Annotated in this window: 26 protein-coding genes, 1 rRNA gene and 1 riboswitch; of the genes, 16 read left to right on the top strand and 11 right to left on the bottom strand. The window is 63.8% G+C overall.

Annotated elements, in window-relative coordinates; translation table 11 throughout:
• Window positions 1-215: 215 nt before the first annotated feature.
• A 5S ribosomal RNA gene (gene rrf, locus CH251_RS25615) occupies window positions 216-332 on the top strand.
• Window positions 333-1,616: 1,284 nt separating this feature from the next.
• Here rrf and CH251_RS25605 read toward each other — a convergent pair.
• On the bottom strand, window positions 1,617-1,901 hold the full coding sequence (locus tag CH251_RS25605) for a GNAT family N-acetyltransferase (RefSeq protein ID WP_094615613.1): 285 nt from the start codon (window positions 1,899-1,901) through the stop codon (window positions 1,617-1,619).
• 186 nt (window positions 1,902-2,087) lie between these two features.
• Here CH251_RS25605 and CH251_RS25600 point away from each other — a divergent pair, with 186 nt between their 5' ends.
• Both CH251_RS25600 and CH251_RS25595 read left to right on the top strand, forming a co-directional pair.
• A complete protein-coding gene (locus CH251_RS25600; RefSeq protein ID WP_094615612.1) occupies window positions 2,088-2,858 on the top strand; it encodes a hypothetical protein in 771 nt (256 codons plus the stop codon).
• A gap of 229 nt (window positions 2,859-3,087) precedes the next feature.
• Window positions 3,088-3,408 carry a homoserine dehydrogenase gene (locus CH251_RS25595; RefSeq protein ID WP_094615624.1) on the top strand — a complete coding sequence of 107 codons (321 nt, stop codon included), beginning with the start codon at window positions 3,088-3,090 and terminating at the stop codon, window positions 3,406-3,408.
• A gap of 15 nt (window positions 3,409-3,423) precedes the next feature.
• On the opposite strand, the gene CH251_RS25590 is transcribed toward CH251_RS25595, so the two are convergent.
• Window positions 3,424-3,786, bottom strand: coding sequence for a helix-turn-helix domain-containing protein (locus CH251_RS25590; RefSeq protein ID WP_094615611.1), 363 nt, complete (start codon window positions 3,784-3,786; stop codon window positions 3,424-3,426).
• A 74-nt stretch (window positions 3,787-3,860) separates the two neighbouring features.
• Here CH251_RS25590 and CH251_RS25585 point away from each other — a divergent pair, with 74 nt between their 5' ends.
• Together CH251_RS25585 and CH251_RS25580 are read left to right on the top strand one after the other, a co-directional pair.
• Window positions 3,861-4,517, top strand: a complete 657-nt coding sequence (locus CH251_RS25585; protein ID WP_094615610.1) for an FMN-dependent NADH-azoreductase — start codon at window positions 3,861-3,863, stop codon at window positions 4,515-4,517.
• Window positions 4,518-4,537: 20 nt separating this feature from the next.
• Window positions 4,538-5,815: an LCP family protein gene (locus tag CH251_RS25580; RefSeq protein WP_094615609.1), complete on the top strand. Its 1,278-nt coding sequence runs from the start codon at window positions 4,538-4,540 to the stop codon at window positions 5,813-5,815.
• A 31-nt stretch (window positions 5,816-5,846) separates the two neighbouring features.
• On the opposite strand, the gene CH251_RS25575 is transcribed toward CH251_RS25580, so the two are convergent.
• The 6 genes from CH251_RS25575 to CH251_RS28095 form a co-directional block, all read right to left on the bottom strand.
• Complete coding sequence (locus CH251_RS25575) at window positions 5,847-6,584, bottom strand: ABC transporter ATP-binding protein (RefSeq protein ID WP_094615608.1); 738 nt, start codon at window positions 6,582-6,584, stop codon at window positions 5,847-5,849.
• Complete coding sequence (locus CH251_RS25570; RefSeq protein ID WP_179273575.1) at window positions 6,577-7,413, bottom strand: ABC transporter permease; 837 nt, start codon at window positions 7,411-7,413, stop codon at window positions 6,577-6,579. Before CH251_RS25570 ends, CH251_RS25575 begins: the two co-directional genes overlap by 8 nt.
• Window positions 7,391-8,404: an ABC transporter substrate-binding protein gene (locus tag CH251_RS25565; RefSeq protein ID WP_094615607.1), complete on the bottom strand. Its 1,014-nt coding sequence runs from the start codon at window positions 8,402-8,404 to the stop codon at window positions 7,391-7,393. The genes CH251_RS25570 and CH251_RS25565 overlap by 23 nt, the downstream gene beginning before the upstream one ends.
• Window positions 8,401-9,123 (bottom strand): TenA family protein, encoded by a 723-nt coding sequence (locus CH251_RS25560; RefSeq protein ID WP_094615622.1) that lies wholly within the window; start codon window positions 9,121-9,123, stop codon window positions 8,401-8,403. The genes CH251_RS25565 and CH251_RS25560 overlap by 4 nt, the downstream gene beginning before the upstream one ends.
• Window positions 9,117-9,216, bottom strand: a riboswitch (TPP riboswitch). Its footprint overlaps the gene before it by 7 nt.
• Before the next feature lie 63 nt (window positions 9,217-9,279).
• The gene (locus tag CH251_RS25555) at window positions 9,280-10,677 is read right to left on the bottom strand and encodes a sugar porter family MFS transporter (protein ID WP_094615606.1); all 1,398 of its coding nucleotides are present in this window, start codon (window positions 10,675-10,677) and stop codon (window positions 9,280-9,282) included.
• A gap of 118 nt (window positions 10,678-10,795) precedes the next feature.
• Window positions 10,796-11,443, bottom strand: coding sequence for a hypothetical protein (locus CH251_RS28095; RefSeq protein WP_256979307.1), 648 nt, complete (start codon window positions 11,441-11,443; stop codon window positions 10,796-10,798).
• Between the two features lie 98 nt (window positions 11,444-11,541).
• Here CH251_RS28095 and CH251_RS25545 point away from each other — a divergent pair, with 98 nt between their 5' ends.
• The 10 genes from CH251_RS25545 (at window position 11,542) to CH251_RS25500 (ending at window position 23,067) form a co-directional block, all read left to right on the top strand.
• Window positions 11,542-13,119, top strand: coding sequence for a carboxylesterase/lipase family protein (locus CH251_RS25545; RefSeq protein ID WP_094615620.1), 1,578 nt, complete (start codon window positions 11,542-11,544; stop codon window positions 13,117-13,119).
• Window positions 13,120-13,256: 137 nt separating this feature from the next.
• Entirely contained in the window at window positions 13,257-14,771 is a 1,515-nt protein-coding gene (locus tag CH251_RS25540; RefSeq protein ID WP_094615605.1) for an ATP-dependent DNA ligase, read from the top strand.
• A gap of 101 nt (window positions 14,772-14,872) precedes the next feature.
• Window positions 14,873-15,712 (top strand): nitrilase-related carbon-nitrogen hydrolase, encoded by an 840-nt coding sequence (locus CH251_RS25535; RefSeq protein ID WP_198289438.1) that lies wholly within the window; start codon window positions 14,873-14,875, stop codon window positions 15,710-15,712.
• Window positions 15,712-17,133 (top strand): dihydropyrimidinase, encoded by a 1,422-nt coding sequence (hydA, locus tag CH251_RS25530; protein ID WP_094615604.1) that lies wholly within the window; start codon window positions 15,712-15,714, stop codon window positions 17,131-17,133. The genes CH251_RS25535 and hydA overlap by 1 nt, the downstream gene beginning before the upstream one ends.
• A 3-nt stretch (window positions 17,134-17,136) precedes the next feature.
• A complete protein-coding gene (locus tag CH251_RS25525; RefSeq protein WP_094615603.1) occupies window positions 17,137-18,168 on the top strand; it encodes a TIGR03842 family LLM class F420-dependent oxidoreductase in 1,032 nt (343 codons plus the stop codon).
• A complete protein-coding gene (locus CH251_RS25520; protein WP_094615602.1) occupies window positions 18,165-19,100 on the top strand; it encodes an ABC transporter permease in 936 nt (311 codons plus the stop codon). Before CH251_RS25525 ends, CH251_RS25520 begins: the two co-directional genes overlap by 4 nt.
• The gene (locus tag CH251_RS25515) at window positions 19,097-19,876 is read left to right on the top strand and encodes an ABC transporter ATP-binding protein (protein WP_094615601.1); all 780 of its coding nucleotides are present in this window, start codon (window positions 19,097-19,099) and stop codon (window positions 19,874-19,876) included. Before CH251_RS25520 ends, CH251_RS25515 begins: the two co-directional genes overlap by 4 nt.
• Window positions 19,873-20,616: an ABC transporter permease gene (locus CH251_RS25510; protein ID WP_094615600.1), complete on the top strand. Its 744-nt coding sequence runs from the start codon at window positions 19,873-19,875 to the stop codon at window positions 20,614-20,616. The genes CH251_RS25515 and CH251_RS25510 overlap by 4 nt, the downstream gene beginning before the upstream one ends.
• 9 nt (window positions 20,617-20,625) lie before the next feature.
• Window positions 20,626-21,762: an ABC transporter substrate-binding protein gene (locus CH251_RS25505; protein WP_094615619.1), complete on the top strand. Its 1,137-nt coding sequence runs from the start codon at window positions 20,626-20,628 to the stop codon at window positions 21,760-21,762.
• Complete coding sequence (locus CH251_RS25500) at window positions 21,763-23,067, top strand: aspartate aminotransferase family protein (protein WP_094615599.1); 1,305 nt, start codon at window positions 21,763-21,765, stop codon at window positions 23,065-23,067.
• A gap of 69 nt (window positions 23,068-23,136) precedes the next feature.
• On the opposite strand, the gene CH251_RS25495 is transcribed toward CH251_RS25500, so the two are convergent.
• The 3 genes from CH251_RS25495 to CH251_RS25485 all read right to left on the bottom strand — a co-directional run bounded on the left by CH251_RS25495 (window position 23,137) and on the right by CH251_RS25485 (window position 25,666).
• Window positions 23,137-24,519 carry an FAD-binding oxidoreductase gene (locus CH251_RS25495; RefSeq protein WP_094615598.1) on the bottom strand — a complete coding sequence of 461 codons (1,383 nt, stop codon included), beginning with the start codon at window positions 24,517-24,519 and terminating at the stop codon, window positions 23,137-23,139.
• 90 nt (window positions 24,520-24,609) lie between these two features.
• On the bottom strand, window positions 24,610-25,146 hold the full coding sequence (locus CH251_RS25490; RefSeq protein WP_094615597.1) for a DUF3558 domain-containing protein: 537 nt from the start codon (window positions 25,144-25,146) through the stop codon (window positions 24,610-24,612).
• 4 nt (window positions 25,147-25,150) lie between these two features.
• Window positions 25,151-25,666, bottom strand: a complete 516-nt coding sequence (locus CH251_RS25485; protein ID WP_256979306.1) for a DUF3558 domain-containing protein — start codon at window positions 25,664-25,666, stop codon at window positions 25,151-25,153.
• A 192-nt stretch (window positions 25,667-25,858) separates the two neighbouring features.
• Between CH251_RS25485 and CH251_RS25480 the strand changes: the two genes are divergently transcribed.
• Entirely contained in the window at window positions 25,859-26,170 is a 312-nt protein-coding gene (locus CH251_RS25480; RefSeq protein WP_094615595.1) for a hypothetical protein, read from the top strand.
• Window positions 26,171-26,172: the final 2 nt, after the last annotated feature.

Below are 26,172 nucleotides of genomic sequence, written 5' to 3'. Positions count from 1 at the left end.
GGAAGTCGGGTAACCGATGCAGGTGACTGGTACTAATAGGCCGAGGACTTACCACAAAGAAGCTACGCGTCCACTGTGCAATATCTGAAACAACACACGAGTTGATTCAGCACGCACAATCGAATACAGGTCCAAGAATGAAACACCACCCCAGACTGCACGTCGGGGGTCGTGTTCTCCGACTGAGACCGCTCGTGACTGATGTTTCGCAGAGTTACGGCGGCCATAGCGGAGGGGAAACGCCCGGTCCCATTCCGAACCCGGAAGCTAAGCCCTCCAGCGCCGATGGTACTGCACTCGACAGGGTGTGGGAGAGTAGGACACCGCCGAACACAACATTCCAGAATGCCCCCAGACCACCAGGTCCGGGGGCATTCTGCATTTCGAAACCACCCCGACAATTGCCTGCGATAGACCACCCCGTGCATTCCCGGCGAACGCGCGCACGTGCGGACACGAGACTCGCAGGCCGACTGCCGGCCCCCAGCCCCGAGCGTCCCTGCACCCCCACCACCCCGACAAACGCGTGCGCAGTCGCTATCCGCGCGCACAATCGCACCCCGACCGCTCCCCAATCTGCGCGCACCTGACAAATGCGCGCGCATTCGCGACGATCCGCGCCGAACTCGGATGCCGGCGCGCACACCGGCGGCCCCCCGAGCGTTTCGGCACCCCGACAGCCGCCCTCCTCCCACCCCCTCGGACAAACGCGCGCGCATTCGCCACCTGCACGCGGAATCGCACCCCGACCACTCACCAATCCCCGCGCACCTGACGAACGCGCGCGCATTTGCGGACACAGGAGTCACAGGCCGGATGCCGGCGCGCGAGGCGGAGGCGGACTGCATCGCACGAGAACAAACGCGCGCGCATTTGCGGACACAGGAGTCACAGGCCGGATGCCGTGCGCGAGGCACCTGCGGATTGCGCACCGAGGACAAACGCGCGCGCGTATGCGAGTTCGGAGTCTTGGCCTCGACTCAGGTGACGGTAGGTACGAATATCATCGCGCAGCGCAGGTGTTGCCGTCTGCCCACCACGCCGTCCGGAAGGTCGCATCTGTCGCGGAATAGTCTCTGCACCAAACTAATTGGTGCACGGACACTTCGTCTGTTGTGCTCGCAGAATTTAATCGGTGGAGTTCGTCGCGGCGTCCGTGCATGATCGTGGCACAGGCACATCGCAGAGACCGTGGAGGTGGACAATGGCAGCAGAAGCGAATTGCGCAGACCGTCGAGTCGTCTGCACGCGGTTTGCCATTGTCGCCGATCGTGCTCTCTGAGTAGGCCTTCGGGCGAATCGAAGCATTCCGTCCGATGATGTACACCCATCGATCCCATTCTTCGCCGCACGGTAATGCTCTGTGGGCGGCGTCCACTCTTGTTGTAGGAGAACAGATGTACCACTACGAAGAAATCCTGAACGAACACCGACAACGCGTTGCACGTGGTGTGCAGAACTACGAACGGCGTCGGGTTGCGTCGGAACGAGCTTCCGAAGAAACTGTCGCAGAACCGGATTCACGTGAGAGTGAGGCTGCGAAGGCGGTGGCCTCGAACGACGGCGAATCGGAATCCGAGATCAGCTTCGGGGTGATGTCGTCCCGTCGCTGATCGTCAAGGCTTCATCAGATGTGAATAGCGATCGCCCGCGGCTGCGATGAAGTCGCGAACGAACCAGCACGCAGGGACAACGCGCAATCCCTGTGTGCTGGTGTCGTCGAGAGCGTATTCGGTGAGGGCAGCGGCAAGTCCTCGGCCGCGAAACTGCGGAAGCGTCACGGTGTGATGAAACGTTCTGGAACTGTCCGATTCGAGGTATTCCGAGTAGCCGGCCAACTCGGAGTCGACGTAGATGACGAATCGATGGTCGGCACTGTCGTGGGTGATCTCGACCGCCATGGTGGTACCTCCTCGTCGAGTTCGGTGTCACCACGGTAACCGGAACTCGTCCTATGGGGTGTTCTGCGGTTACTCGAGCACGCATCGACGCAGTAGGGTGAGAGAAACCGAGTCGTGCAGGCGCCACCCGTCGCAACACCGCTCTTCATAAGTACGGGGCGCTCTCGAGGCTGAAGGTGGCAATCCGTGGAAGACACATCCGACCGGGGAATCAAGGCATTCATCCGAACCGTAGCTCAGCGCGGTGGACGCGCGGAGCGGCTGACGACGTCGCGTCGCAATCCCGTGCAGGTTTGGTCGATGGACGGCACGTCGTCGTGCATTGTCCGAGTGCGATCGAAGGTGACGGGTGATTGGAAGGCCCGCAGGCAGGACGAATCGCTCGAGAGCGACGACACCGGATCCTCGTATTGGGTGTTCGTCGATCTCGCGAACGAAGAGCCGCGCTTCTACATGGTCTCGTCGGAAGAGATGGCCACCGACATTCGCGGAGAGGTGGACCTGTGGGTCCAGGATTCGCCACTGCGTACCAGGACCGGGCACCACGCCATCGCGTTGGACAGAGTGCTGCACGGCAGCGAGCGCTGGGACCTGCTGGGTCTGAGTTCGACCTTGGACACGACGGTCGACCTCGGCCCCGAACAGACGTGGGTTCGTACTCCTCGGGTGAAGGCGCCTCGTAAATCGGCCAAGGCGGCCGTGGAAGAAGAAGTGATCGACAACCGGGTTCGGGTGGTCGCCGATTGCGAGGGCTATCGGTTGAGTGGCCGCTACGATCCCGAGACGCAGCGGCTCGAAATCACCGCAGGCCCGATGGAAGGCCGACGGTTCGACAATCCTTCCGTCGCTGCCAGTGCAGTAGCCACGCATATCAGTGGGGATGTCGAGGAGCGCGACGGCTGGCAGTTCTGGCAGCTGGACACTCCGGATCGCGCTCCGCTGGGATCGTTTCAGTAGAGAACTACAGCTCACGACTGCTTTGTTGTGACTCCTCACCAAATCGGCATTTCCGGTAAAAACGGGACAAAGGTCCGATTAATCTAGCCCTGGTAGGACGAGCTCCCTGTTTAGCCCCTGGGTCGAATCGATGTTCGAGAGTTCGTCCGTGCATCGAAATTCGAGTATCAGCGAGCTCAACGGTCGACAGTGCGAGGGGTGCTGTCGACCGTGGGGAGAGGTATTCACCATGGAACATTCCTTTCGGTTGGGCACAGCCCACGCATCCCGTTTCCTGTTCCTCATCGCGCAGTTCGTCGATCGAAGGATCCCTGCCGAGTTTTTCTCGGCCCAGTTTCGTGAACTGCAGAACACCCAGTCCGCGTATCTCGATGCCGACGTCTCGTCGGTCATCGGAATGTTGTCGGTCGACGTCGGTGCGTACCTGGGCGATGTCGAGATCCGAGGGGTGGACTACATCGACTCCGAGCAACTCTGGCTGGCTGCCGGGCAGGCGTTCCGTGATCTCATGACCGTCCAGTCCGAGCACTTCGAACGTGAGGCCGGGTGACGGCAATGCGCACCGTCACCGGAATCGATCACGATGCCGCAGAAGGTCTTCGAGCCGAAATCGTCTGTGAGTGCCGCGCATTTCGGTCGGTAGGTCGCCTGCATCGGCCAACCGTCTGACGTAGGTGTCGGAGACACCGAGGACCTCGGCAGCGTGCGAGGTGGTCAGCAACTCGTCCACGGTACCGATGGCCACCGCCCGTCCGGTCGAGAGCTGGGTGAGAAGTTCCAACACCGCATTGCGTGCTGCGTCGTCGAGCCGAACCTCCGAGCCGCCGATTCTGATGTCGACGTCTGCTCCGGTTTGGTCGTGAACGACCGCGGCCAACGAGTTGGCCGATCGCGACTCGAGGGCAGGCATGACGAATCGGAAGTCCATTCGTCCAGGATAGGAGCGGGCACGGGCGTCGGTACGCATAGGCTCGAAGCACCCAGCATGTGAGGAGTGTTCCAGTGCCCCAGTTGTTGCACCTCGATTCGTCCGCCGACCCGGATCGCTCGATAAGCCGCCGGGTGACGGCCCGATTCTCGGACGCCTGGCACGGCATGGGCACCGACCACTCGGTGATCCATCGAGACCTGCACTCGAGTCCGCTGCCGCACCTACCCACCTCGGCGTTGCACTGGGCACCTCGTCTGCGAACCGCCGACGAAACCGTGGATCCATCCGCCGAGGCGTTGCAGGTCGAACTGATCGAGGAACTGATCTCGGCGGACGCGGTGCTGATCGGCGCGCCGATGTACAACTGGTCGATCCCGTCGACCCTGAAAGCATGGATCGACTACGTACACGTTCCGGGTATCACCGTGCCATTCGACACGGACACGGCACCTCTCGTCGGCAAGCCCGTGGTCGTGGTGACCAGTCGGGGAAACGACTACACCCCCGGTACCGACAACGCGTCCGCCGACCACACCACCGCGCAATTGCGACAGGTGCTCGGGGTTGCGCTGGGGATGAACGTGCACTTCGTTCCGGTCGACCTGACGCTCGCCGAACGGGTGCCGGCGCTCGCACCTCAGATTCCGCAGGCACGAGCCAATCTCGAGGCGGCGTTTTCCGCCGTCGACGATCTTGCGCTGCGATTGGGTGCAACAACCGCAAGGTGAGGGCCGAGTAGCCTGGCGAGGTGCTTTCGAACGTCCCAGGCAAAGACACCACCCGCGGTGAACGTGGATCGGGGCGCCATCGCATCAGGACGCCGTCGCGCAACCGCGGCCTCGCGCTACGAATCGGCCGGATTTTCGTCGCCACTGCGGCAGTTGCCTCGATCGTGGTGAGTGGAATCGGGTTTGCGGTGTACCGCGAAGCCACCACGGGACTGACCACCTCGGACGCGCTCGACGGCATCGCGAACAACGATCCGAATGGCAACGGCGAGGACACCAATATTTTGTTGATCGGCCTCGACAGTCGCAAGGACATGGATGGCAACGACCTGCCTGCCGAGTTCGTCACCGATGCGCTGCATGCGGGCGACAGCGACGTCGGTGGTTACAACACGAACACACTGTTGCTGGTGCACCTTCCGGCCGACGGTGGACGGGCGACTGCGCTGTCGATACCCCGCGACGACTACGTCGACGTTCCCGGATACGGCAAGCGAAAGATCAAGGAGGCGTACGGACTTGCGAAAGCCGACGCCGATACCGAGTTGCTCGACGAGGGCGTCGCCGATCCGGCCGAACGCGAGCGTCGAGCGCGCGACGCGAGTCGACGATCGACATTGACCGCGGTTCGAGATCTGCTCGACGTGCCGATCGATCATTTTGCCGAGGTGAACCTTCTGGGCTTCTACGACGTTGCGACCGCCGTCGGGCCCATTCAGGTGTGCCTGAACAATCCGGTGCACGACAACTATTCGGGGGCGGACTTCGCGGCCGGCGCGCAAGAACTGAGCGCTTCGCAGGCGCTGTCCTTCGTCCGGCAACGCCACGGCCTCGACAACGGCGATCTCGATCGAACCAAACGACAGCAGGCCTTCGTGGCTGGAGTGATGGCCAAGCTCAGCTCATCCGGAGTCATGGCGAACATCGGCGAACTCCGGGCGCTCGTAGCAGGAACCAAGAACGACGTCGTGATCGACGCATCCTTGGATCCGGTGAAGCTCGCAGGGGGAGCGGGTGCAGTCATGCACGGCGACATCGATTTCTACACGCTCCCGATCACGGGCTACGACACGATCGACGGGCAGGACGTCAACCTCGTCGACGTCGATGCCGTCAGGGCCGAGGCCGCGCGGTTGATCGGCGGCGCGCCTGCGCCCGCACCGCCGATCACATCGGCACCTGATCCAGCAACGACGCCGCCCCCGCTCGAGGTCGTCGCACCGGATCGGTCCCTGGATCCGGCAATGGCCTCCGACGAGGGTGTGCACAGCGACGGCGGCATCCCCTGTGTCGACTGAGCCCTGTGTCACCTGAACTCGCGAGTACCGATCAGAGCGTCGGCGCGCTGAGCAGAACGTCCATCAACTGCTTCTCGACCGCCGCGAACTGCGGCGTCGTGACGATCTCCAGCCCGCGTGGGCGGGGCAGCGTCACCTCGATCTGCCGTCGAACGTGGGCAGGTCTGGGGGAGAGGACGATCACGCGATCGGAGAGATAGACCGCCTCGCGGATGTCGTGCGTGATCATCAGCACCGTCCACCGAAACTCCGACCAGACCTGCTGCAACCAGGCCTGCATGTCGCTTCGAGTCAACGAGTCCAATGCCCCGAACGGTTCGTCGAGCAGTAGTACCGATCGTCCCTGCACCACCGTGCGCAGCAGCGCCGCTCGCTGGCGCATGCCGCCGGAGAGCTCGAACGGTCTGGCCGACTCGTACCCGTCCAGGCCGAACACCGGAAACAGCTCGCGTGCCCGCGCCCGCGCCTCCGTCTTGGCAACGCCCTGCACTTCGAGCCCGAGGGTGGTGTTGTCCAACACCGAACGCCACGGAAACAGCAGATCCTTCTGCGGCATGTAGGCGCACGGCGGTACTCGAACCGTGCCGGAATCCGGCCTGTCGAGTCCGGCCAGCATGTTGAACACCGTGCTCTTACCGGAACCGCTCGGGCCGATGATCGACACGAACTCGCCGGGACGAACTCCGAACGACATGCCGTCGAGTACGGGCTTCTCGCCGAATGACTTGGTGAGATCGCGAACATCGATGCATGTGTCGGCGTCAGACATGAAGACCCGCCGAACCGTGGCGCGCCCAAGGCGCGACGAGCCGCTCCACCAGGAAGGTGGAGACGAACAGGACCACACTGATCACGGCCGTCACGGCAACCGCGGCGAGAACCAGATCGGTACGAAACGAGTTCTTCTGTTGGCTCATGTAGATGCCGAGTCCCGCACTGGCCCCGGCATACTCGGCAAAGATCGCACCGACGACGGCGTAGGTGATTCCGATGCGCAACGAGGTGAAGAACCGGGGAAGCGCCGACGGTAACCGCACGTATCGAAACTGTTGCCAGCGTGAGGCACCCATGCTGGCCAGCAATGATCGCGCATCCCGATCGGCCGCCGCGAAACCCTCGATGAGCCCGATGGCCATGGGGAAGAACGTGGCCAGTGCTATGACCAAAATTTTCGGAAGCAGCCCGAAGCCGAACCAGATGATCAACAGTGGCGCGATCGCGATGATCGGAAGCGTCTGCGATACGACGAAGAGGGGAACGAACGCGCGCCGCAGCCACGGCGAGAAATCCACCGCGACGGCCAGCAACCAAGCCAGGGCCAGGGAGACAGCGAAGCCGACGAGGGTCACCTGCAAGGTGGCCGCCGCGTTCTCGGCGATCGCATCGCGTTGCGCCCAACCCTGGACCACCACGCGGCCGGGGGACGGCAACACCTGGGGCCGGATGCCACTGATCTGTACGTAGAGCTGCCAGGCGGCGATGATCAGAACGACGACGGTCAGCGCAGGCCATGCCCAACGCAGCGAGGCTCGGATACCGCTGAACGAGAAAGATCCTCGGTCAGCGGCTACCGCCTCATCGATCGCCGAGGTAGTCATTGGTGAAGTAGGTCGACCAGTCCGGCTCCGCGGTCAGAGGCACGCCGTTCTGATCGGCCAACACACCACTGTCGTAAAGGAACTTGGAGTACGCCGTCCACTTGTCGATACTCTGTCGTCCTACTTCGCCGGACGAGTCCTTCATGTACTTCGCCGCGAGCATCTCCTGGCTCTCGAAGACGAGTGATTCGTCGGTGAACGTTCCCGGATTGGCGTCGATCAGATCCTGTGCGGCCTTGTCCGGATCGTCGGCAGCGAGTTGGTAGCCGCGCTGAAGTGCCTGGACGAACTTCTCGGCCTGGTCCGGATGGGCTGCAAGCCAGGGCTCGTTGCCGCTGATCGTGATGGCGTAGGCGTCGGGAAAACCGTAGTCGGTGTAGTCGAAGTACTTCATCGGGGTTCCGCTGTGCTCGGCCTCGATGCCTTCCCACGCGAAATAGGAGACGGTGAAGTCCGCGGTCCCCGAATACACCGCCTCGTACGCCGAGGTTCCCAGGACGACGGTCTCGTATTCGCCTGTGCCACCGTCGTTCTTGATGACCTGCTGGAGTCCGGCTTGCTCACCGGATTCGCCGAAGCCGGCGTAGACCTTGCCGTCGAGTGCCTTCGGGCTCGGGATGTCGTCTCGATCTGCGCGGACTCCGATGCCGGTCGCCCAATGTTGGAGCGGCGCGAGGACCGAGACGATCTGCGCGCCCGCCGAGGTGGCGAACACACCCGAACTCTGTGTGCTGATACCGAATTCGGCGTTTCCGGCATCGACGAGAGTGTCCGCCGCGGTGTTGTTGTACGGCAAAATCTCCACGTCCAGACCGGCGTCGGCGAAATAGCCTTCCTGCAGGGCCACATACAGGCCGGTGTGGTTGGTGTTCGGTGTCCAGTCCAACGCGAACCGAATGGTGTCGGAGTTGGTCGACTGCGAGCAGCCCACCAGTCCGGTCGTGGCAACGACGGCCGCCGCCAACGTGGCGAGGATTCGAGTGGTTCTCATGCGTACACCGCACTCTCGGCCAGGGGCCACGGGGTGGGATGTAAAGCGCTGTCCCAGAACATCAATTCGTACCTCGATGCCACCACGAACGCGTCGATCATCTGCTCGCGCTGTATCGGAGTCGCGGCAGCCGCCGCGTCGTCCACGAATGTTCTGGCGGCGTCGACGATGGCATGGAATTCGGGTGCGTCGTAAGCGGCTACCCACCGCGCGTACGGGTGGTCGGGATCGCGATCGAGAACCGCCTTCGCGGCACCGGCGAGTGAGCGGCCCACGTCGGCGTAGATCCAGAAACATGGCAGAACAGCTGCTGCTGCAACAGGATACGGTTCGGTTGCCGCAGTCGCGGTCAGGTAGGAGGTGTAACCGAGGCATGCCGGTGAAGGCTCGGGTGTCCGCGTCGACGCGGGCAGCGCTCCACCGGTCAGCATCTCTTCGTGCGAGGCGGCCTCGTCCATCGCGCTCGCGGCGGCGCTCGCCCAGAACGCTCCGGCGATCGGGTTCGGTGCGTGTGCTGCCAGTAGTGACAGCGACTTGACGTACCCACCGAGATAGAGCGAATCCTGCTCGAGGTACCGACGGAACGCATCGAGCGGGAGTGTTCCCGCTCCGAGAAGCCGGAGGAACTCGAGGTCGTCGATCGCGCGTCGAATGTTCTCGGACGCATCCCACAGTAGATCGGTGAAGCGGACAGGGTCCGCAGATACAACAGGCGTCATCGCCTTGACATCCCTTCGTCAGCATTACCTGCATCAGGTTCGGCGGGTTTGATCTCAGCATCCGCATCGGCGGACACACCCCGTGTCAGAACGAAAGCGACAGTAACACCGGTCACCCGGTGACGCTGCTGCCGCCCCTGTATCTGCGGTCCGGCGTCAGCCCAGCATGTCCTCGAGTTCCATGCCCTTGGTCTCCCTGATCTTGGCCTTGACGAAGAAGAACGACAGCGCGGCGAACAGAGCGAATCCTGCGTAGATCGCCCACAAGCCCACAGATGACGTCAGTGGCGGGAAAGCAAGCGTGACAGCGAAGTTGGCCATCCAGTTGGCTGCGGTGCCGATGCCTAGCGCCATGGCACGCATGCGGTTGGGGAACATCTCACCGAGCATGACCCACATGATCGGACCCCATGTCGAGGCGAAGAAGATGACGAACAGATTGGCCCCGACCAGCGCGATCGCACCCCACGGAGCGGGCAACGTGACGTCGTCGCCGCTGCCGGTCGCCTGCGAGAATGCCACCGACGCCATGACGAGTCCGCCGAACATGCCGATCGAGCCCGCCATCAGCAGCTTGCGCCTGCCGATTCGGTCGACGAACAGGATTGCCACAAATGTCATGACCACGTTGATCACGGCGGTGATGACCGAGGTGGTGAACGATTGATCCTCGGTGAAGCCGACCGAACGCCACAGCGTCGTCGAGTAGTAGAAGATCGCGTTGATGCCGACCAGCTGCTGCAGCACGGCCATCGTGATGCCCACCCAGACGATGGGTTGCAGGCCGAACTTCGGCCCGCGAATATCGGCGAACGACGAGCGGGACTCCTTGCGTAGCGTCAGCCTGATCTCGTGGACGCGCTCGTCCGGATGCAATTCACCGGTGATCTCGGCCAGGACGCGGGCCGCTTCCTCGTCGAGATGCTGACCGACGAGGTAACGCGGAGACTCCGGAATCAGGGTTGCCAGCAACCCGTACACGAGAGCGGGAATCACGCCGACGAGGAACATCCAGCGCCATGCTTCGATGCCGAACCACAGGTCGTTGGACGCGCCGTCGGCGGCACCGGCGAGAAGGGCGTCCGACAGCAGGGCAGCGAAAATGCCGATGGTGATGGCCAATTGCTGGAGCGAGGCCAAGGAGCCGCGCCACTTGGCGGGAGCGATCTCGGCGATGTACGCCGGTGCGATCACCGAGGCGATGCCGATTCCGAGTCCGCCGAGCACTCGCCAGAGCATGAGGTCGGGGACGCTGAACGCCAGTCCCGAGCCGATCGAGGAAACGACGAACAGGGCCGAGCCCAGCAGCATGACCTTCTTGCGTCCCCAACGGTCTGCGAGGCTGCCTGCGAACCAGGCACCCACTGCGCACCCGATGAGGGCGATCGCGACCACGAAGCCGGTGGTGAACGAGCCGAGGAGGAAGTGATCTTCGATCGAGTCGACAGCGCCGTTGATGACCGAGCTGTCGAAGCCGAACAGGAACCCGCCCACAGCAGCGGCGATGCTGACGCCGATGACCTTCGCTGTGTGGCGGTCCGAGGTCTGATTCATGAGTGATGCACCTTCCGGCCGCGCGCACGGGCGTCGGCCGCTGGAGAGACCGTACGGCAGGGATTGTCGTACCGTCCCCGGACATTACGCCTGGTAATTTGCCGCGCGAACGAGACCGTCAGCGAAGGTCGAAATCCTCGTCCGAGACGGTGAAACCGTGGCCGACCTGATCGGAGCACGTGACCCCGGTCTGCTCGTCGATGCTGCACTGCAGACCGTTGGTGGAGCCACTTCCGGGGACGGTGAGCACCTCGCCGTACGGCAAGGCCGCCGCAGGGCCGTCGAAACGGTGGAACTTGGGATCGCCGAGGCTCTCGAACTTCGCCGGGGACCCGGCAATCAGCTGCACGGCATTGGGTTTCACCGCCGATCCCGACGCCCCGCTACCGGGAACCTCGGGTGCCGAATCAGGGAGTGATCCGTGGCATCCGGCGATCGATGATTCGAGGACGGCGATACCGCACTCGAATTTTCCGCTGGGGCTGGAGAAGTAGTACCAGCCGGGTGCTTTTCCTGCGTAGTCCTGCGGCTTCGCCTGAGCTGCAGCAGGACTCGTCGACGTCGCCGTGGTGGACGTCGGCGTGGTGGTCGCCGTGATGGACGGTGATGCCGACGTAACAGAAGGGACGGAGGGAGCCGTGGTGATCGGGGTGGGGCGGTCGGTGATCACGGTGGCCATCGGACCGTTGCCTTCGCCGCTCGTACCGCAGGCTCCGAGCAGGCACGCCCCGACGACTGCCACTGTGGCACTTCCGATTCTCTTCATCGCCGATTCCTTGGCTCGCGGGCGTCGACGCTGTGCGTATCGTCGCCGAGGGGATGGTTGATGTTGGTACGTTGGGCAACGACCGAACGGGAGGTTCCATGGTCACTGCGTCCGATTCCGCTGCGTCCGATTCCACCGTGCTCGTGAGCACGCCCTACGGCGACGTTCTCGGCTATCCGGTCGCTGCCGATGCGTCGCCGATCGTGGCCTGGCGGGGTATTCCCTACGCCACGCCTCCGGTGGGCAAGCTCCGGTTCCGGGCACCGAGACCGTTGCAGCCCTGGGCGGGAGTGCTGGACGGCCTCGAGTTCGGTGCGATGGCTCCGCAGGGCCGCGACAGTCCGGTGCCGATCGACCCGTCGCTGTCGATTTCCGAGGACTGCCTCACGCTCAACGTCTGGGCTCCCCGTCCCGAGGCAGAACTGCGGCCGGTGCTGGTGTGGATCCACGGCGGTGCGTACTCGCTCGGATCGTCGGCCCAGCGGGTCTACGACGGAAAAAACCTCAGCGAGAACGGCGACGTGGTGGTGGTGACCATCAACTTTCGTCTCGGCGCGTTCGGGTTCCTCGACCTCTCGTCGTTCTCCACCGACGAGCACACCTTCGAGACCAATCTGGGACTGCGAGATCAGATTGCCGCACTGCAGTGGGTCCGCGAGTGCATCTCCGCGTTCGGCGGCGATCCCGATCAGGTGACGGTGTTCGGCGAATCCTCCGGGGGAGCGTCCGTCACCACCTTGATGACCTCTCCGAAGGCCGAGGGCCTGTTCCAGCGAGCGATCGTGCAGAGCGCGCCCGCGACCTCGGTGTACGGCCCCGAACGCGGAGCCGCGGTGGCGTCGAGATTCCTGGAATTGGTGGGTGTCGACCGGGAAGACATCGGTGAACTGTTCGAGATGCATTTCACCAGACTGGTCACGGCCGGCGACACGTTGTGCTACGAGATCCCGACGACAGTGCCTGGCACACTTGGTCTTTCGCCGGTCGTCGACGGGGATATCGTGCCGCGCTATCCCGTGGCAGCCTTCCAGAAGGGTCTCTCGCACAAAATCCCGTTGATCATCGGCACCAACCACGACGAGCCCTCGATCTTCCGATTCATGAAGTCTCCGTTGATGCCTATCACCTCCGACACCGTCTCCGAGATGTTCCGCGCCATCGCTCACGACCACGCGGACCTGCCTGCCTATCGAGTCGCCGAGATCATGGCGGCATACCCGGACCGAGACAAACCGGCTGGGGCACAGGCCATGTCGCGCGACGCTGGATTCCTCATGCCGAGCGTGTGGATCGCCGACGGGCACAGCAGGCACTCGCCGACATGGATGTACCGATTCGATCATGCGACGCCGATGCTCAAGGCCGCTCGAGTGGGAGCCGGCCACGCGACCGAACTGCCGTATGTCTTCGGCAATTTCGGAACGCTCAGCCGAGACCCCACCTTCTGGCTCGGTGGCCGAAAGCCGGCAATGGCGGTGTCGGCGCGGATGCAGAGACGCTGGCTCGCCTTCGCGCGGTACGGCGTTCCCGCGGCGCTGGACGCGTCCAAGCATTGGGCTCCGTACACCGAGAAGACTCGCTGGACGCTGGTGATCGATACATCCGACACTCTCGTCGACGACCCAGACGGCGACATGCGCGCTGCGTGGGGCGACCGCGTGCTCGGATTCAGCTGAGACGTCGTCCATGCGCTTTCTCGCACGGACGTGGCTGACATGAATCGAACGTAACAGCAAGAACACCAGTCGCTCGAGTCACACCGGTAACAATTGGATGTCAGCACGCTGTCGGTAGGGGCGGTTATGTTCGGTGTGTGTTGATGTCGAGGATCGTCGAAACGTCCCGTGCTGTTTCAGCGACGCGTTCGCGCAAGGCCAAGATCGAGCAGATCGGTGCCTTGCTGGCCGAGGCCGAAGTCGGTGACATCGAGCCCGCCGTGTCCTGGCTGTCGGGGGAGTTGCCGCAGGGGCGGATAGGCGTGGGCTGGCGCACGTTGGCCGATCTCGACGTTGCGGCTGCTGCGGACTCGACGCTGACGGTTGCCGAGGTGGACGAGGCTGTATCTTCGGTCGCGGCGACGTCGGGGGCCGGTTCTGCTGCTCGCCGGGTAGCGCTGCTGACCGACCTGTTCTCTCGGAGTACGGCCGAGGAGCGTCGGTTTCTGATCCGGCTCGTCACCGGCGAGCTGCGGCAGGGCGCGCTCGAAGGAATCATGGTCGACGCTGTTGCCGCGGCCACGAACCTGCCGCAGGCACCGGTGCGTCGCGCATTCATGCTGTCGGGTCGTTTGCCCGCGACGGCCGTTGCCGCCATCACCGGTGGTGTCGACGCGCTCGATGCATTCCGGCTCGAGGTGGGTCGACCGGTCCGGCCGATGCTGGCGTCGCCCGCGGAATCTCTGCGCGGTGCCTGGGAACAGCTGTCCGGCGATGTCACCGTCGAATACAAGCTCGACGGTGCGCGAATTCAGGTGCACCGCTCCGGAACCGACGTGAGCATCTACACCCGAACTCTGCGCGACATCACTGCGAGTGTGCCCGAGCTGGTGGATCTGGTTCTCGCGTTGCCGTGCGATTCGGTGGTACTGGACGGGGAGACCCTCGCGCTCGAGGACAGCGGCCGCCCGAGACCGTTCCAGGAAACGATGAGTCGGTTCGGTGCCGAGAGCGCGCACGAGCTGCTGCTGCAGCCCTATTTCTTCGACTGCCTGCACCTCGACGGTGTGGACCTGCTCGATGTCCCGCTGGAGCAGCGCCTGGCCGCACTGGATCGGGTGGCCCCGGGGCACCGAATTCCCAGTGCCGTCCGGCCCGATGCGGACGCGGCCGCAGCCCACTTCGACGCTGCACTCGACGCCGGTCACGAAGGGGTCATGCTCAAGGCTCTCGGTGCGCCGTACGCCGCAGGCCGCCGCGGAAAGAGCTGGCAGAAGGTCAAACCCGAGCACACCCTCGACCTCGTCGTCCTGGGAGCCGAGTGGGGATACGGGCGTCGCACCGGTTACCTGTCCAACCTGCACCTCGGAGCTCGCGATCCCGACGGCGGTGACCCGATCATGGTCGGCAAGACCTTCAAAGGCCTGACCGACGTTCTGCTGCAATGGCAGACCGACGAATTCCCGAAACACGAGCGCGAGCGTGACGAGCACACCGTGTACCTGCGCCCCGAGTTGATCGTCGAAATCGAACTCGACGGCGTGCAGGTCAGCTCGCGTTACCCCGGCGGTGTGGCCCTGAGATTCGCGCGCGTACTGCGGTATCGCCCCGACAAGAACCTCGCCACCGCGGACTCCATCGAGGCCGTGCGCGCACTCCTTCCACACTCGTGAACAGTTCCGACGATTAATACATACGAAACCGGCCGAACGATCCCGTAACACGGCGCAAAATATCTTGAGGGTGCAAGCCAGCGAGAGATTGGGTGCCAATGATGTCCACAGTTCGAGCTGCTCTGGTCCAAAGCAAGTGGACCGGTGACAAAGAATCGATGATCGCGGCGCACGAGGGGTTTGCTCGGTCCGCCGCCGAGCAGGGCGCGAAAGTCGTCTGTTTCCAAGAGCTTTTCTACGGTCCGTACTTCTGTCAGCTACAGGATGCGAAGTTCTACGAATACGCAGAATCGGTACCCGGGCCCACCGTCGACCGTTTCGCGGCATTGGCGAAGGAACTCGGAATCGTGATGATTCTGCCCGTCTACGAGCAGGAACAACCCGGACTTCTGTACAACACGGCTGCCGTCGTCGATGCGGACGGCACGTATCTCGGCAAGTATCGAAAACACCACATCCCCCACGTGAACGGATTCTGGGAGAAGTTCTACTTTCGTCCCGGCAATCTGGGGTGGCCGGTGTTCGACACCGCGGTCGGGCGTATCGGTGTCTACATCTGCTACGACAGGCATTTCCCGGAAGGGTGGCGCGCACTCGGTCTTGCCGGCGCCGAAATCGTCTTCAATCCGTCGGCCACCTCGCGGGGCCTGTCGAACTACCTGTGGAAGCTCGAACAACCCGCCTCGGCCGTCGCCAACGAGTACTACGTGGGCGCGATCAATCGAGTCGGAATCGAATCCGAATACGGTGACGACGACTTCTACGGCACCAGTTATTTCGTGGACCCCGAAGGCAAATTCGTCGGCGAGGTGGCGTCGGATTCGGAACCCGAAATAATCGTGCGTGACCTCGACATGGATTTGATCAAGGTGGTCCGCGACCGGTGGGCGTTCTATCGTGACCGTAGACCCGACGCATACGGCCCGCTGGTGCAACCCTGATGGCCACCACCTTCGTGCACGGTGGGACCGTGGTATCCACCACCGGCGCACAGGAATTGGATGTTCTCATCGACGGTGAGACCATCGTCGCAGTGATGGCACCCGGATCGGTTTCCTTGGCCGCGGACCTGAAGACCTCGGCGGACGTCGTCGTCGACGCGACCGGGAAGTACGTGATCCCGGGTGGGGTCGACGGGCACACGCACATGGAGATGCCGTTCGGCGGTACGTTCGCCTCCGACACCTTCGAAACCGGAACGCGCGCAGCGGCGTGGGGTGGCACGACGACGATCGTGGACTTCGCGATTCAGACCCCCGGTCAGCGCGTCCAGGACACTCTGGCGCAATGGCACGACAAGGCCGCGGGGCAGTGCGCCGTCGACTACGGCTTCCATCAGATCATCGGCGACGTCACCGACGACTCTCTGAAAGCCGTGAGCGAGTTGGTATCCGAGGGCGTCACCAGTTTCAAACTCTTCATGGCCTACCCGGGCGTGTTCTACTCCGACGATGGCAAGATCCTGCGCGCCATGCAGTCCGCAGCCGAAACGGGTGCACTGCTGATGATGCACGCGGAGAACGGCATCGCGATCGATGTTCTCGTTGCTCAGTCGATCGCGCGTGGAGACACCGCCCCGTACTTCCACGGCACGTCACGGCCGTGGCAGCTCGAAGAGGAGGCGACGCACCGAGCCATCATGTTGGCCAACGTCACCGGTGCACCGCTCTACGTCGTACACGTCTCTGCCAAGCAGGCCCTGGAACAGATCGCGCAGGCCCGGGGTAACGGGCAGAACGTCTTTGCCGAGACATGTCCGCAGTACCTGTATCTGTCGCTCGAGGAACAACTCGGTGCACCGGGCTTCGAGGGTGCCAAGTGGGTCTGCTCGACGCCGTTGCGATCGCGAGCGGAGGGGCATCAGGACGAGTTGTGGCGGTACCTGCGCACCGGTGACGTGGCGACCGTCAGTACCGATCACTGCCCGTTCTGCATGAAGGATCAGAAGGAGATGGGTATCAGCGATTTCTCCAAGATTCCCAACGGGATCGGCTCGGTGGAACACCGCATCGATCTGATGTTCCAGGGCGTCAAGAGCGGCAGGATCACGCTCGAGAAGTGGGTCGACGTCTGCTGCACCACCCCGGCTCGGATGTTCGGCATGTACCCGAGGAAAGGCGTGATCAGCCCGGGTGCCGACGCGGACATCGTGATCTACGACCCGAACGGGCACACCAGCATCGGTGTCGACAAGACCCACCACATGAACATGGACTATTCGGCATACGAAGGTTTCGAGATCGACGGGCACGTCGACACCGTGATCTCGCGTGGCCGGATCATCGTCGACGGTGGATCCTATTCCGGCACTGCGGGACACGGCCGCTTCGTCCGACGCGACCTGTCTCAGAATCTGATCTGAGCCATGGACATCGGGGTAGTACTCCAGTGCAATCCGCCGGCGTCGAGAGTTGTCGACCTGGCCAGGCAGGCAGAGACACACGGCTTCTCGCACGTATGGACGTTCGATTCGCATCTGCTGTGGCAGGAACCGTACGTCATCTACAGCCAGATTCTGGCCGCGACGAGGCGGGTGACCGTCGGTCCGATGGTCACCAATCCGGCCACGCGCGACTGGACGGTGACGGCATCGACGTTCGCGACGCTCAACGACATGTTCGGCAATCGGACCGTCTGCGGCATCGGCCGCGGTGATTCGGCCGTCCGTGCCCTCGGCGGGAAGCCGACAACCCTTGCCACGCTGCGGGAATCGATCGAGGTGATCCGCAGCTTGGCCAACGGGCGAAGTGCCCGGGTCGGGGAGACGACGGTGCAGTTCCCGTGGGCGGAGCGGTCCCGACTCGAGGTGTGGGTCGCGGCGTACGGCCCCAAAGCCCTCGAGCTCACCGGACAGGTGGCGGACGGGTTCATTCTGCAGCTGGCCGATCCCGACATCGCGGCGTGGACGATCGGCCGGGTCCGGGCTGCGGCCGAGCAGGCCGGTCGCGACCCGGATTCGATCTCGATCTGCGTTGCGGCTCCCGCCTACGTCACCGACGGCACCGACGCAGGGCTGGAACACGCCCGAGACCAGTGTCGTTGGTTCGGCGGGATGGTCGGCAACCACGTCGCAGATATCGTCTCGCGCTACGGCGGCGATGGCGGCGGTGTCCCACAGGCACTCACCGACTACATCGCGGCGCGCAAAGGGTACGACTACAACGAGCACGGTCGAGCAGGCAATTCGCACGCCGAATTCGTCCCGAACGAGGTGATCGACAGGTTCTGCCTGCTTGGCACCCCAGCCGATCACATCGCCAAGCTGAAGGAGTTGGAGACACTCGGAGTCGACCAGTTCTCGGTGTACCTCCAGCACGACGCCAAAGCAGCGACGCTGGAAGCGTACGGAGAGAGCATCATTCCGCAGATCCGACCGAGCGTGACGGCAACGTCGTGACGAGCGTTCTCGATCAGGCCTCGGTGGTGACACCTACTCCCGCCGGTGCGAGTCGAGGAGTACGACGTCCGTTGATGGCAGTGGCGGCCGTCGGCTTGCTGCTGGTGTTCTGGGAGCTGGTGAAAGTGCTCGTCCCCGAGAACGGGGTGAGTATCGCCGGAGTTCGGGTGCTTCCGCGCACCGACGACGGCGCGCTACCGCACGTGTGGTCGGTGTTGACGGCGCTGACCGAGCCCGAGGTGAACGTCGCCGGGGCCCGCAGTGTCGGTGCCGCGATCGTGTCCAGTGGCCTGTTCACCTTCGGGCTCGCAGTACTGGGGTTCGCGCTGGGGACGGTGGTCGGGCTGGTGCTGGCCGTGGCGATGCAACGATTCGTGTGGGTCGAGCGGTCCGTGCTGCCGTATGTGATCGTCTCGCAGACGGTTCCGCTGATCGCGTTGGCACCGCTCGTCGCGGGCTGGGGCGGGAAGATCGCCATCGGCGGTTACGCCTGGCAGCCGTGGATGAGCATCACCGTCATCGCGTCGTATCTCGCGTTCTTCCCGGTGGCGGTGGGGATGCTGCGCGGCCTGCGTGCACCCGATCGGGCCGCGTTGGACCTGATGCACAGTTATGCGTCCGGATGGTGGACCACACTCGTTCGACTACGCCTACCCGCCTCGGTGCCTCATCTGATTCCGGCGCTGCGTCTGGCCGCGGCCGCCGCCGTGATCGGTGCCGTGGTCGCCGAAATCTCCACCGGAACGACCGGCGGTATCGGCAGGCAGATCATCGTGTTCTCGCAGCAGGCAACAGGAGACGCATCCCGCCTGTACGCAGCCGTTCTCGGCGCCGCGGTGCTCGGACTGGTGGTGACCGGGTTGGTGTCACTGCTCGACATCGCATTGGGTCGGTACGCGGGCCGCTCACCTGGTCGAAAGGATCGGTCATGACCGAGCACGCGGTACTCGTCGAGGGCGTCGGGAAGACGTTCGACGGGGGAGTGACTGCGCTGGAGGATGTATCGCTGGCGATTGCCCCCGGTGAATTCGTCTCGCTCATCGGGCCTTCGGGGTGCGGTAAGTCGACGTTGCTCCGCATCGTTGCCGATCTCGAGCAACCCACGTCCGGTGCTGTGTCGGTGTTCGGTCTGACTGCTCGCCGAGCCCGTGTCGAACAGAAGTACGGCATCGCCTTTCAGCAGGCCGGGTTGCTCGATTGGCGCACAGTGCAATCCAACGTCGCATTGCCGCTCGAACTGCACAAGGTGCCCAAGAACGTACGCGCAGAACGGGTTCGCGAACTACTGGACCTCGTCGGACTCACCGATTTCGCAGAGAAGTTTCCCAGCCAGCTGTCCGGTGGGATGCAGCAGCGAGTGGCGATCGCACGAGCGCTGGCCCGAACGCCGGGACTGCTGCTGATGGACGAACCGTTCGGTGCCCTGGACGAGATGACCCGCGAGAAAATGCAGAACGACCTACTGCGCATCGCCGAGGAGTCGAGCGCGGCAGTGGTGTTCGTGACCCACTCGATTCCCGAAGCGGTGTACCTGTCCGATCGGGTGGTGGTGATGTCCCCTCGGCCGGGGCGGATCGTCGACACGCTCACGATCGGCAGATTCGACGCGAACTCAGATCCGCGCGAATCGGCGGAGTTCTTCGCCTCCATCACCGCGGTTCGGGATGCGTTGCACGGCCGTACGGTTCGTAGTGCGGAGCTGCGATGAAGCTCTGGCTGCCACCGGTGGTGTTCGGTGCAGCGGCGCTCGCACTGTGGCAAATGCTCACGGTCGTCGCGGGGGTTCCGTCGTTCCTGCTGCCGTCGCCGAGTGCCATCGCCGAGCAATTCGTGCGTAACCTCGGAAACATCGGATCGGCAAGTCTGGCAACGGGAACCAATGCTCTCGTGGGGTTGATCGCAGGCTCGGTCCTCGGTCTCCTCGCGGCAATGGCAGCGGTTCGCCTGCGGATCGTCGACGAATTGCTCACCCCGTTGGCAGCGGGTGCCGCAGCCGTTCCCATCGTCGCTCTTGCGCCGGTGTTCAACTCGATGTTCTCCTCGACCACCGATCTACCGCGCCGGCTCGTGGTCACCATCGTCGTGTTCTTCCCGGTCTTCGTCAGTGCGGCGAAGGGACTGCGTCAGGTCACGGCCGTGCACCACGACCTCATGACGTCGTATGCCGTGGGTGGTTGGCAGTTCACCCGAATCGTCCGCCTCCCGTCCGCCGTTCCGCACATCTTCACCGGGTTGCGGGTTGCCGCTCCCAATGCTGTCATTGCTGCCATCATCTGCGAGTACTTCGGTGGACTGCAGAACGGTTTGGGGTCGCGGATCACCTCCGCCGCGGCGAACACGGCCTACCCACGGGCGTGGGCCTACGTGATGGGTGCCATCGCAGTCGGGTTGCTCTTCTTTCTGGTTGTTCTGCTGCTCGAGAAGCTCGTGTCCCGGCGTCGTACCTAGGAGATGAACGTGAAGATCACCCGAACCCCTCGATCTCTTCTCGCCGCCGTGATGGCGCTGGCAGTGGTCGCCTCGGCGTGCAGTACCACCACGACCGACACCGAGACCGGTGCCGACGGGGACACCACGATCAAGCTGCAACTGCAGTGGTTCAAACAGGGCCAGTTCGCGGGCTACCTCGCCGCCGTCGATCAGGGCTTCTATGCCGAACAGGGGCTCGACGTCGAAATCCTCGACGGTGGAACGGATATCGTCCCGCAAACCGTGCTCGCGCAGGGACAAGCCGATTATGCCGTGGCGTGGGTACCGAAGGCCCTCGCGTCCCGTGAGGCCGGAGCCGGCATCACCGACGTGGCCCAGATCTACCAGAAGTCGGGCACCTTGCAGGTCTCGTTCAAGGATCAGAACATCGCCTCACCCGCCGACCTTCAGGGCAAGACCGTCGGAAACTGGGGCTACGGAAACGAATTCGAGCTGTTCGCCGGTATGACCAAAGCCGGGGTCAGTCCCTCCGACGTGACGTTGGTGCAGCAGCAGTTCGACATGAACGGCCTGTTGTCCGGTGATATCGCTGCAGCCCAAGCGATGTCGTACAACGAGTACGCGCAGTTGCTCGAGACCGTGAACCCCGCAACCGGTGCGCTCTACACCGCAGACGATTTCACATCGCTGAACTGGAACGACGACGGCGTCGCGATGCTGCAGGACGCGATCTGGGCGAACACGGACAAGCTGTCCGACGAGGCGTACCAGGAGCAGACCGTCAAATTCCTGGCGGCATCGTTGAAGGGCTGGATCTTCTGCCGCGACAACGTCGAAACGTGCCGCGACATCACCGTCGCTGCGGGCTCGACACTCGGCGCGAGTCACCAGCTCTGGCAGGTCAACGAGGTCAACAAACTGATCTGGCCGTCCGCGGAGGGCATCGGCATGATCGACGAGGCGGCCTGGCAGCAGACGGTCGACATCGCCAAGAGCACCAAGAATGCCGAAGGATCGACGGTGCTGACCGCCGATCCCGATGCCGAGGCGTACACCAACGAGTACGTCACGCAGGCGCTCGATTTGTTGAAGGCCGACGGTGTGGACGTCACCGGGGAGTCGTACGCTCCGATAGAGGTCACACTGGAGGAAGGCGGCAAGTAGATGGATCACGTGTTCTACTCCTGGGCGGCGCAGGCCGAACTGAACCCGATCACCGTCGAAGGTGCGGAGGGATCGTGGTTCTGGGACGACAAGGGCAACCGATACCTGGACTTCTCTTCGCAGTTGGTCAACGTCAATCTCGGCCATCAACACCCCGACGTGGTCGCCGCCATAGTCGAGCAGGCGCAGGTACTGACGACCATCTCCCCGACCGTGGCCAACAACAAACGCAGTGAACTCGCCGCGCTGATCGCCGATCGCGCCCCGGGTGATCTCAACCGAGTGTTCTTCACGACCGGTGGCGCGGAAGCCGTCGAGCACGCGGTGCGGCTGGCGCGGCAGCACACCGGGCGTACGAAGATGCTTGCCGCGTATCGCTCGTACCACGGTGGAACCGGAGTTGCGATCGGTCTCACCGGCGAGCCTCGGCGATGGGGCACCGAACCCACCAACGTCGACGTCGTGCGCTTCTTCGGGCCGTATCCGTACCGGTCGCCCTGGGGCACAACGACTCCCGAGGACGAGACGGCGGCAGCACTGGCGCATCTGGAGCAGGTCATCGTGCTCGAGGGCGCGCAGAACATTGCCGGCCTCATCCTCGAATCGGTCATCGGCACCAACGGTGTGCTGATCCCTCCGCCCGGCTATCTGGCCGGCGTTCGGGCGCTGTGCGACAAGTACGGAATCGTCTACATTGCCGACGAAGTGATGGTCGGATTCGGGCGCATCGGTGAGTGGTTCGCATGCCAGGCGTGGGATGTGACACCGGATCTGATCACGTTCGCCAAGGGAGTCAACTCCGGGTACGTGCCCCTTGGCGGAGTCGTGATTTCGGAGAGGATCGCCTCGCAGTTCGATCACAAGCCGTATCCAGGCGGGTTGACCTACTCCGGCCACGTGCTCGGGTGCGCCGCGGGCGTGGCATCCATCGGAGTGTTCGAGCGCGACAAGATCCTTCCGCACGTGCGCCACGTCGGCGAGGACGTACTCGGCGCAGGCCTGTCGAAGCTGGCCGAATCACATCCGAGCGTGGGTGAGGTGCGCGGCAAGGGATTCTTCTGGGCCGTCGAACTGGTCAAGGACGGCACGACGAGGGAACCACTGGTGCCGTTCGCCGCGTCGGGCAAGGACGCGGCGGCCATGGGCACGGTGACCGCCGCGGCGAAGTCCCGCGGTCTGTGGCCGTTCGTCGCAGGCAACCGCCTCCAGATCGCCCCGCCGCTGACGACGTCCGAGGACGAGATTCGTCAAGGACTGGAGATCCTCGACGAAGTACTGACGGTGGCGGACGGGTTCACCGGTTGACCGAGGTCGTGCACGAAAGTTCTACCCCTGCTACGAAGTTGCGCGCACGTGCGGCGTCAGCCGCTCTGCTCACAGCACAGCACCCGGGTTGAGGATGCCCGCCGGATCGAGTGCGGTCTTGATTCGGCGGGTCAGTTCCATGACGTCCTCACCGACCTGATCGGGCAGCCACGCCTTCTTGAGGCGACCGACGCCGTGTTCACCGGTGATGGTGCCGCCCAACGAAATTGCCAGATCCATGATCGCGCCGAACGCGATGTTGGCGCGACGGGTCATGTCGGCGTCCTCGGGGTCGAAGACGATCAGCGGGTGGGTGTTTCCGTCGCCGGCGTGGGCGATGACCGCCACCAGCACATCGTATTTCGTGGACAGCTCGGCGATTCCGTCCACGAGGGCGGGGAGTGCGGGCAGTGGAACCCCGACGTCCTCGAGCAGTAGACTGCCGAGTCGCTCGACCGCGGGAATCGCGAATCGCCGTGCGGCAGCGAAGGCCTCGCCCTCATCGGGGTCGTCGGTGGTGAAGACATCCGAGGCACCGGCCTCGGTGCATGCGGCCGCCATGATCTCGATCTCGCGGCCTCGGTCGGCACCGGGGGAGTCGGACCGAGCGATGAGCATCGCCGCCGCCTCGCGATCGAGTCCCATGTTCATGGCATCTTCGACGGCACCGATGGACGCACGGTCCATGAACTCGAGCATCGACGGGCGCAGTGTCCGGGTGATGGCCAGAATTGCGGCGGTTGCGTCGTGCACCGACGCGAACGAGGCGACCACCGTACTGGCCGGAGGTTGCGCCGGAATCAATCGAAGTGTGATTTCGGTGATGATGCCCAGCGTTCCCTCGGAGCCGACGAACAGCTTCGCAAGAGACAGTCCCGCAACGTCTTTCAGTCGTGGACCGCCGAGCCGGACGGCGGTACCGTCGGCCAGGACGACCTCGAGACCGAGAACGTAATCGGTGGTGACGCCGTACTTCACGCAGCACAGTCCGCCCGCATTGGTGGCCGCATTGCCTCCGATGGAACACATCTCGAACGAGGACGGATCCGGTGGGTACCATAGGCCGTGTTCCGCGACGGCCTTCTTGACCTCTGCGTTGAGCAGCCCGGGTTGTACGACGGCGATGCGAGTCACCGGATCGACGGTGATCTCTCGCATCAACTCGGTGGTGAGCACGATTCCGCCGTCCACGGCGGTGGCTCCACCGGACAATCCCGATCCCGCGCCGCGTGGGACGACCGCCACGTTGTGCTCGGTGGCCCACCGCATGACGGCACGAACGTCCTCGGTGGACTGTGCGCGCACGACGGCAAGAGGGGTACCGGCGTCGGGATCCTTCGCCCAGTCGCGTCGGTAGCCCTCGGTGATGTCCGGGTCGGTCACCACCGAGCCGGGCGAAAGAAGGGATTCGAGCTCGCTCAGGCGGGCATCTGCATCGGTCGTCACCGACATCTCGGTCTCCTCACTTCGAAAATGTGACCGTCGACACTCGAGTCTGTCACGGCCGCGCGTGAGGCGGAGTCGGGGTCGGTCGATGCTCGGTCACTGGTTGCGTTGCAGTGTCAGTTCTGCCAGTTCGGTGGCGGCGCCGCACGGGTCGGTCGGACTGGTGCCTCGGTACTGCACCCACCAGGTGATGACGCCCGAGTACGCCGCGCTGATTCCGCACGACAACGGGTCTGCCGGTCGTCGTGACAGGAACGCTGTGGTGCCTGCGACGTCGACGTCCTCGGTCGCGTAGTCGAGCCGATCGGCCAGGTCTCGCTCGCGCGAGAGTGCATCGTTCTCGAACCAGGCGAAGGTCACGTCGACGAGTCCGGCGGCACCGATGCCGGTCCACATGCACACTGCACCGTAGAAGTACTGATCGACCAGGTCGACACCCACTGTGTCGGCGATGGTGGGATCCGGGACGGCGATGCACTCCTCGAGCAGTTTGTCGAACTGTCCGCTGCCGCCTGATCGAGCGGGAACCGCCGTACCGGCCACGGTGGTGGTGCATCCGGTGCCGACGGCTGCAGTGACGACGGCAGCGGCGAGGATGCGACGGTAGGAATCGGTGCAGGGGAACGGCGTCATCGGGCTACTTCGCCTTCGAGATCGTGGTTCTGGCCAGATCCTCGACGACGTCGCAGGAATCGCGGGGGCCGTCGATCACGTAGTTGACGGACCAGTGCACGAAGCCGTCCCCGTTCTCGACCCCGGCCTCGCACGACGCTCCCGACGCCGCGGCGGTGAATCCCGGGTGACCGTCCACATCGATGCGCTCGATGGTGCGGCCGACGGCTTCGGCCACGGAACGCTCTCGGTCGATGGGGCTGCCGCGGTACCAGGTGAACATCGCGTACGCGCCGGTCGCGGATTCCCATCGACAACGAACGGCGTTCTCGGACACCGCCGTCAGGTCGGATACGGCCGTGAGGCTCTGCACTTCCGTGTCGTCCATCGACCCGCATTCACCGACGAAGAGTTCTTCGGTGACGGGCCGGTCGGCTGTAACCGACGAATCCGGATCGGCCTCGGTGCCCGGCGCGTTCGAGCATCCGGCCAGCCCGCATACGATCGCTGCGATCGACGCTGCGACGGCTCGGGTGCCCACGAACGCGGACTCTACCCACCCTGTGCGGAGGAGGGTGAGCGTTTTCCGGAAGCGAGTCACATCAGTAACACCAGCCTCAGGCGTTACCAGATCGATGCGTCGCCGACACGTAAATTTGTAGTTCGTCACGCTAGCGTCCAGCGCAGCGAACCTCGCACCCCATGCGGTGCGAGTCGACAAGGAGGCTGCACCATGATCGATCCCGGAAGTGACTCCTGGAACTACGTGGCCGCGATGTTCTCGTACGAATTCCTCGGGGGCGGAATCGAATACGACACCATCGAGCGCATTCACCGAGGCGAGATCGACGAATGGGTTCAGGCGTTGACGCAGTCCGGGCTCTTCGATCGAGCAACCGTCACGCAGATTGCCGACTCGTGGCATCAGGCCCCTCGGCAGTTGTTCGACATGCTGGTGCTCGACGCAGACGAAATGACCGCCAGGCGGTGCTCGCTGGCATGGTCCTCGCTGGACCGTCTCGCCCCACTGGCCCGCCTGGGTTGACC

Source organism: Rhodococcus sp. 06-462-5, assembly GCF_002258315.1.
Classification (GTDB): domain Bacteria; phylum Actinomycetota; class Actinomycetes; order Mycobacteriales; family Mycobacteriaceae; genus Rhodococcoides.
This window is presented reverse-complemented; position numbering and strand designations above follow the sequence as displayed.

Bases quoted from the DNA above. Each gene is read 5' to 3' on its own strand.
- CH251_RS25605 (WP_094615613.1), bottom strand. From the start codon at position 1,901: ATGGCGGTCGAGATCACCCACGACAGTGCCGACCATCGATTCGTCATC.
- CH251_RS25595 (WP_094615624.1), top strand. From the start codon at position 3,088: ATGGAACATTCCTTTCGGTTGGGCACAGCCCACGCATCCCGTTTCCTG.
- CH251_RS25590 (WP_094615611.1), bottom strand. From the start codon at position 3,786: ATGGACTTCCGATTCGTCATGCCTGCCCTCGAGTCGCGATCGGCCAAC.
- CH251_RS25575 (WP_094615608.1), bottom strand. From the start codon at position 6,584: ATGTCTGACGCCGACACATGCATCGATGTTCGCGATCTCACCAAGTCA.
- CH251_RS25570 (WP_179273575.1), bottom strand. From the start codon at position 7,413: ATGACTACCTCGGCGATCGATGAGGCGGTAGCCGCTGACCGAGGATCT.
- CH251_RS25565 (WP_094615607.1), bottom strand. From the start codon at position 8,404: ATGAGAACCACTCGAATCCTCGCCACGTTGGCGGCGGCCGTCGTTGCC.
- CH251_RS25560 (WP_094615622.1), bottom strand. From the start codon at position 9,123: ATGACGCCTGTTGTATCTGCGGACCCTGTCCGCTTCACCGATCTACTG.
- CH251_RS25555 (WP_094615606.1), bottom strand. From the start codon at position 10,677: ATGAATCAGACCTCGGACCGCCACACAGCGAAGGTCATCGGCGTCAGC.
- CH251_RS28095 (WP_256979307.1), bottom strand. From the start codon at position 11,443: ATGAAGAGAATCGGAAGTGCCACAGTGGCAGTCGTCGGGGCGTGCCTG.
- CH251_RS25545 (WP_094615620.1), top strand. From the start codon at position 11,542: ATGGTCACTGCGTCCGATTCCGCTGCGTCCGATTCCACCGTGCTCGTG.
- CH251_RS25535 (WP_198289438.1), top strand. From the start codon at position 14,873: ATGTCCACAGTTCGAGCTGCTCTGGTCCAAAGCAAGTGGACCGGTGAC.
- hydA (WP_094615604.1), top strand. From the start codon at position 15,712: ATGGCCACCACCTTCGTGCACGGTGGGACCGTGGTATCCACCACCGGC.
- CH251_RS25525 (WP_094615603.1), top strand. From the start codon at position 17,137: ATGGACATCGGGGTAGTACTCCAGTGCAATCCGCCGGCGTCGAGAGTT.
- CH251_RS25515 (WP_094615601.1), top strand. From the start codon at position 19,097: ATGACCGAGCACGCGGTACTCGTCGAGGGCGTCGGGAAGACGTTCGAC.
- CH251_RS25510 (WP_094615600.1), top strand. From the start codon at position 19,873: ATGAAGCTCTGGCTGCCACCGGTGGTGTTCGGTGCAGCGGCGCTCGCA.
- CH251_RS25500 (WP_094615599.1), top strand. From the start codon at position 21,763: ATGGATCACGTGTTCTACTCCTGGGCGGCGCAGGCCGAACTGAACCCG.
- CH251_RS25495 (WP_094615598.1), bottom strand. From the start codon at position 24,519: ATGTCGGTGACGACCGATGCAGATGCCCGCCTGAGCGAGCTCGAATCC.
- CH251_RS25490 (WP_094615597.1), bottom strand. From the start codon at position 25,146: ATGACGCCGTTCCCCTGCACCGATTCCTACCGTCGCATCCTCGCCGCT.
- CH251_RS25480 (WP_094615595.1), top strand. From the start codon at position 25,859: ATGATCGATCCCGGAAGTGACTCCTGGAACTACGTGGCCGCGATGTTC.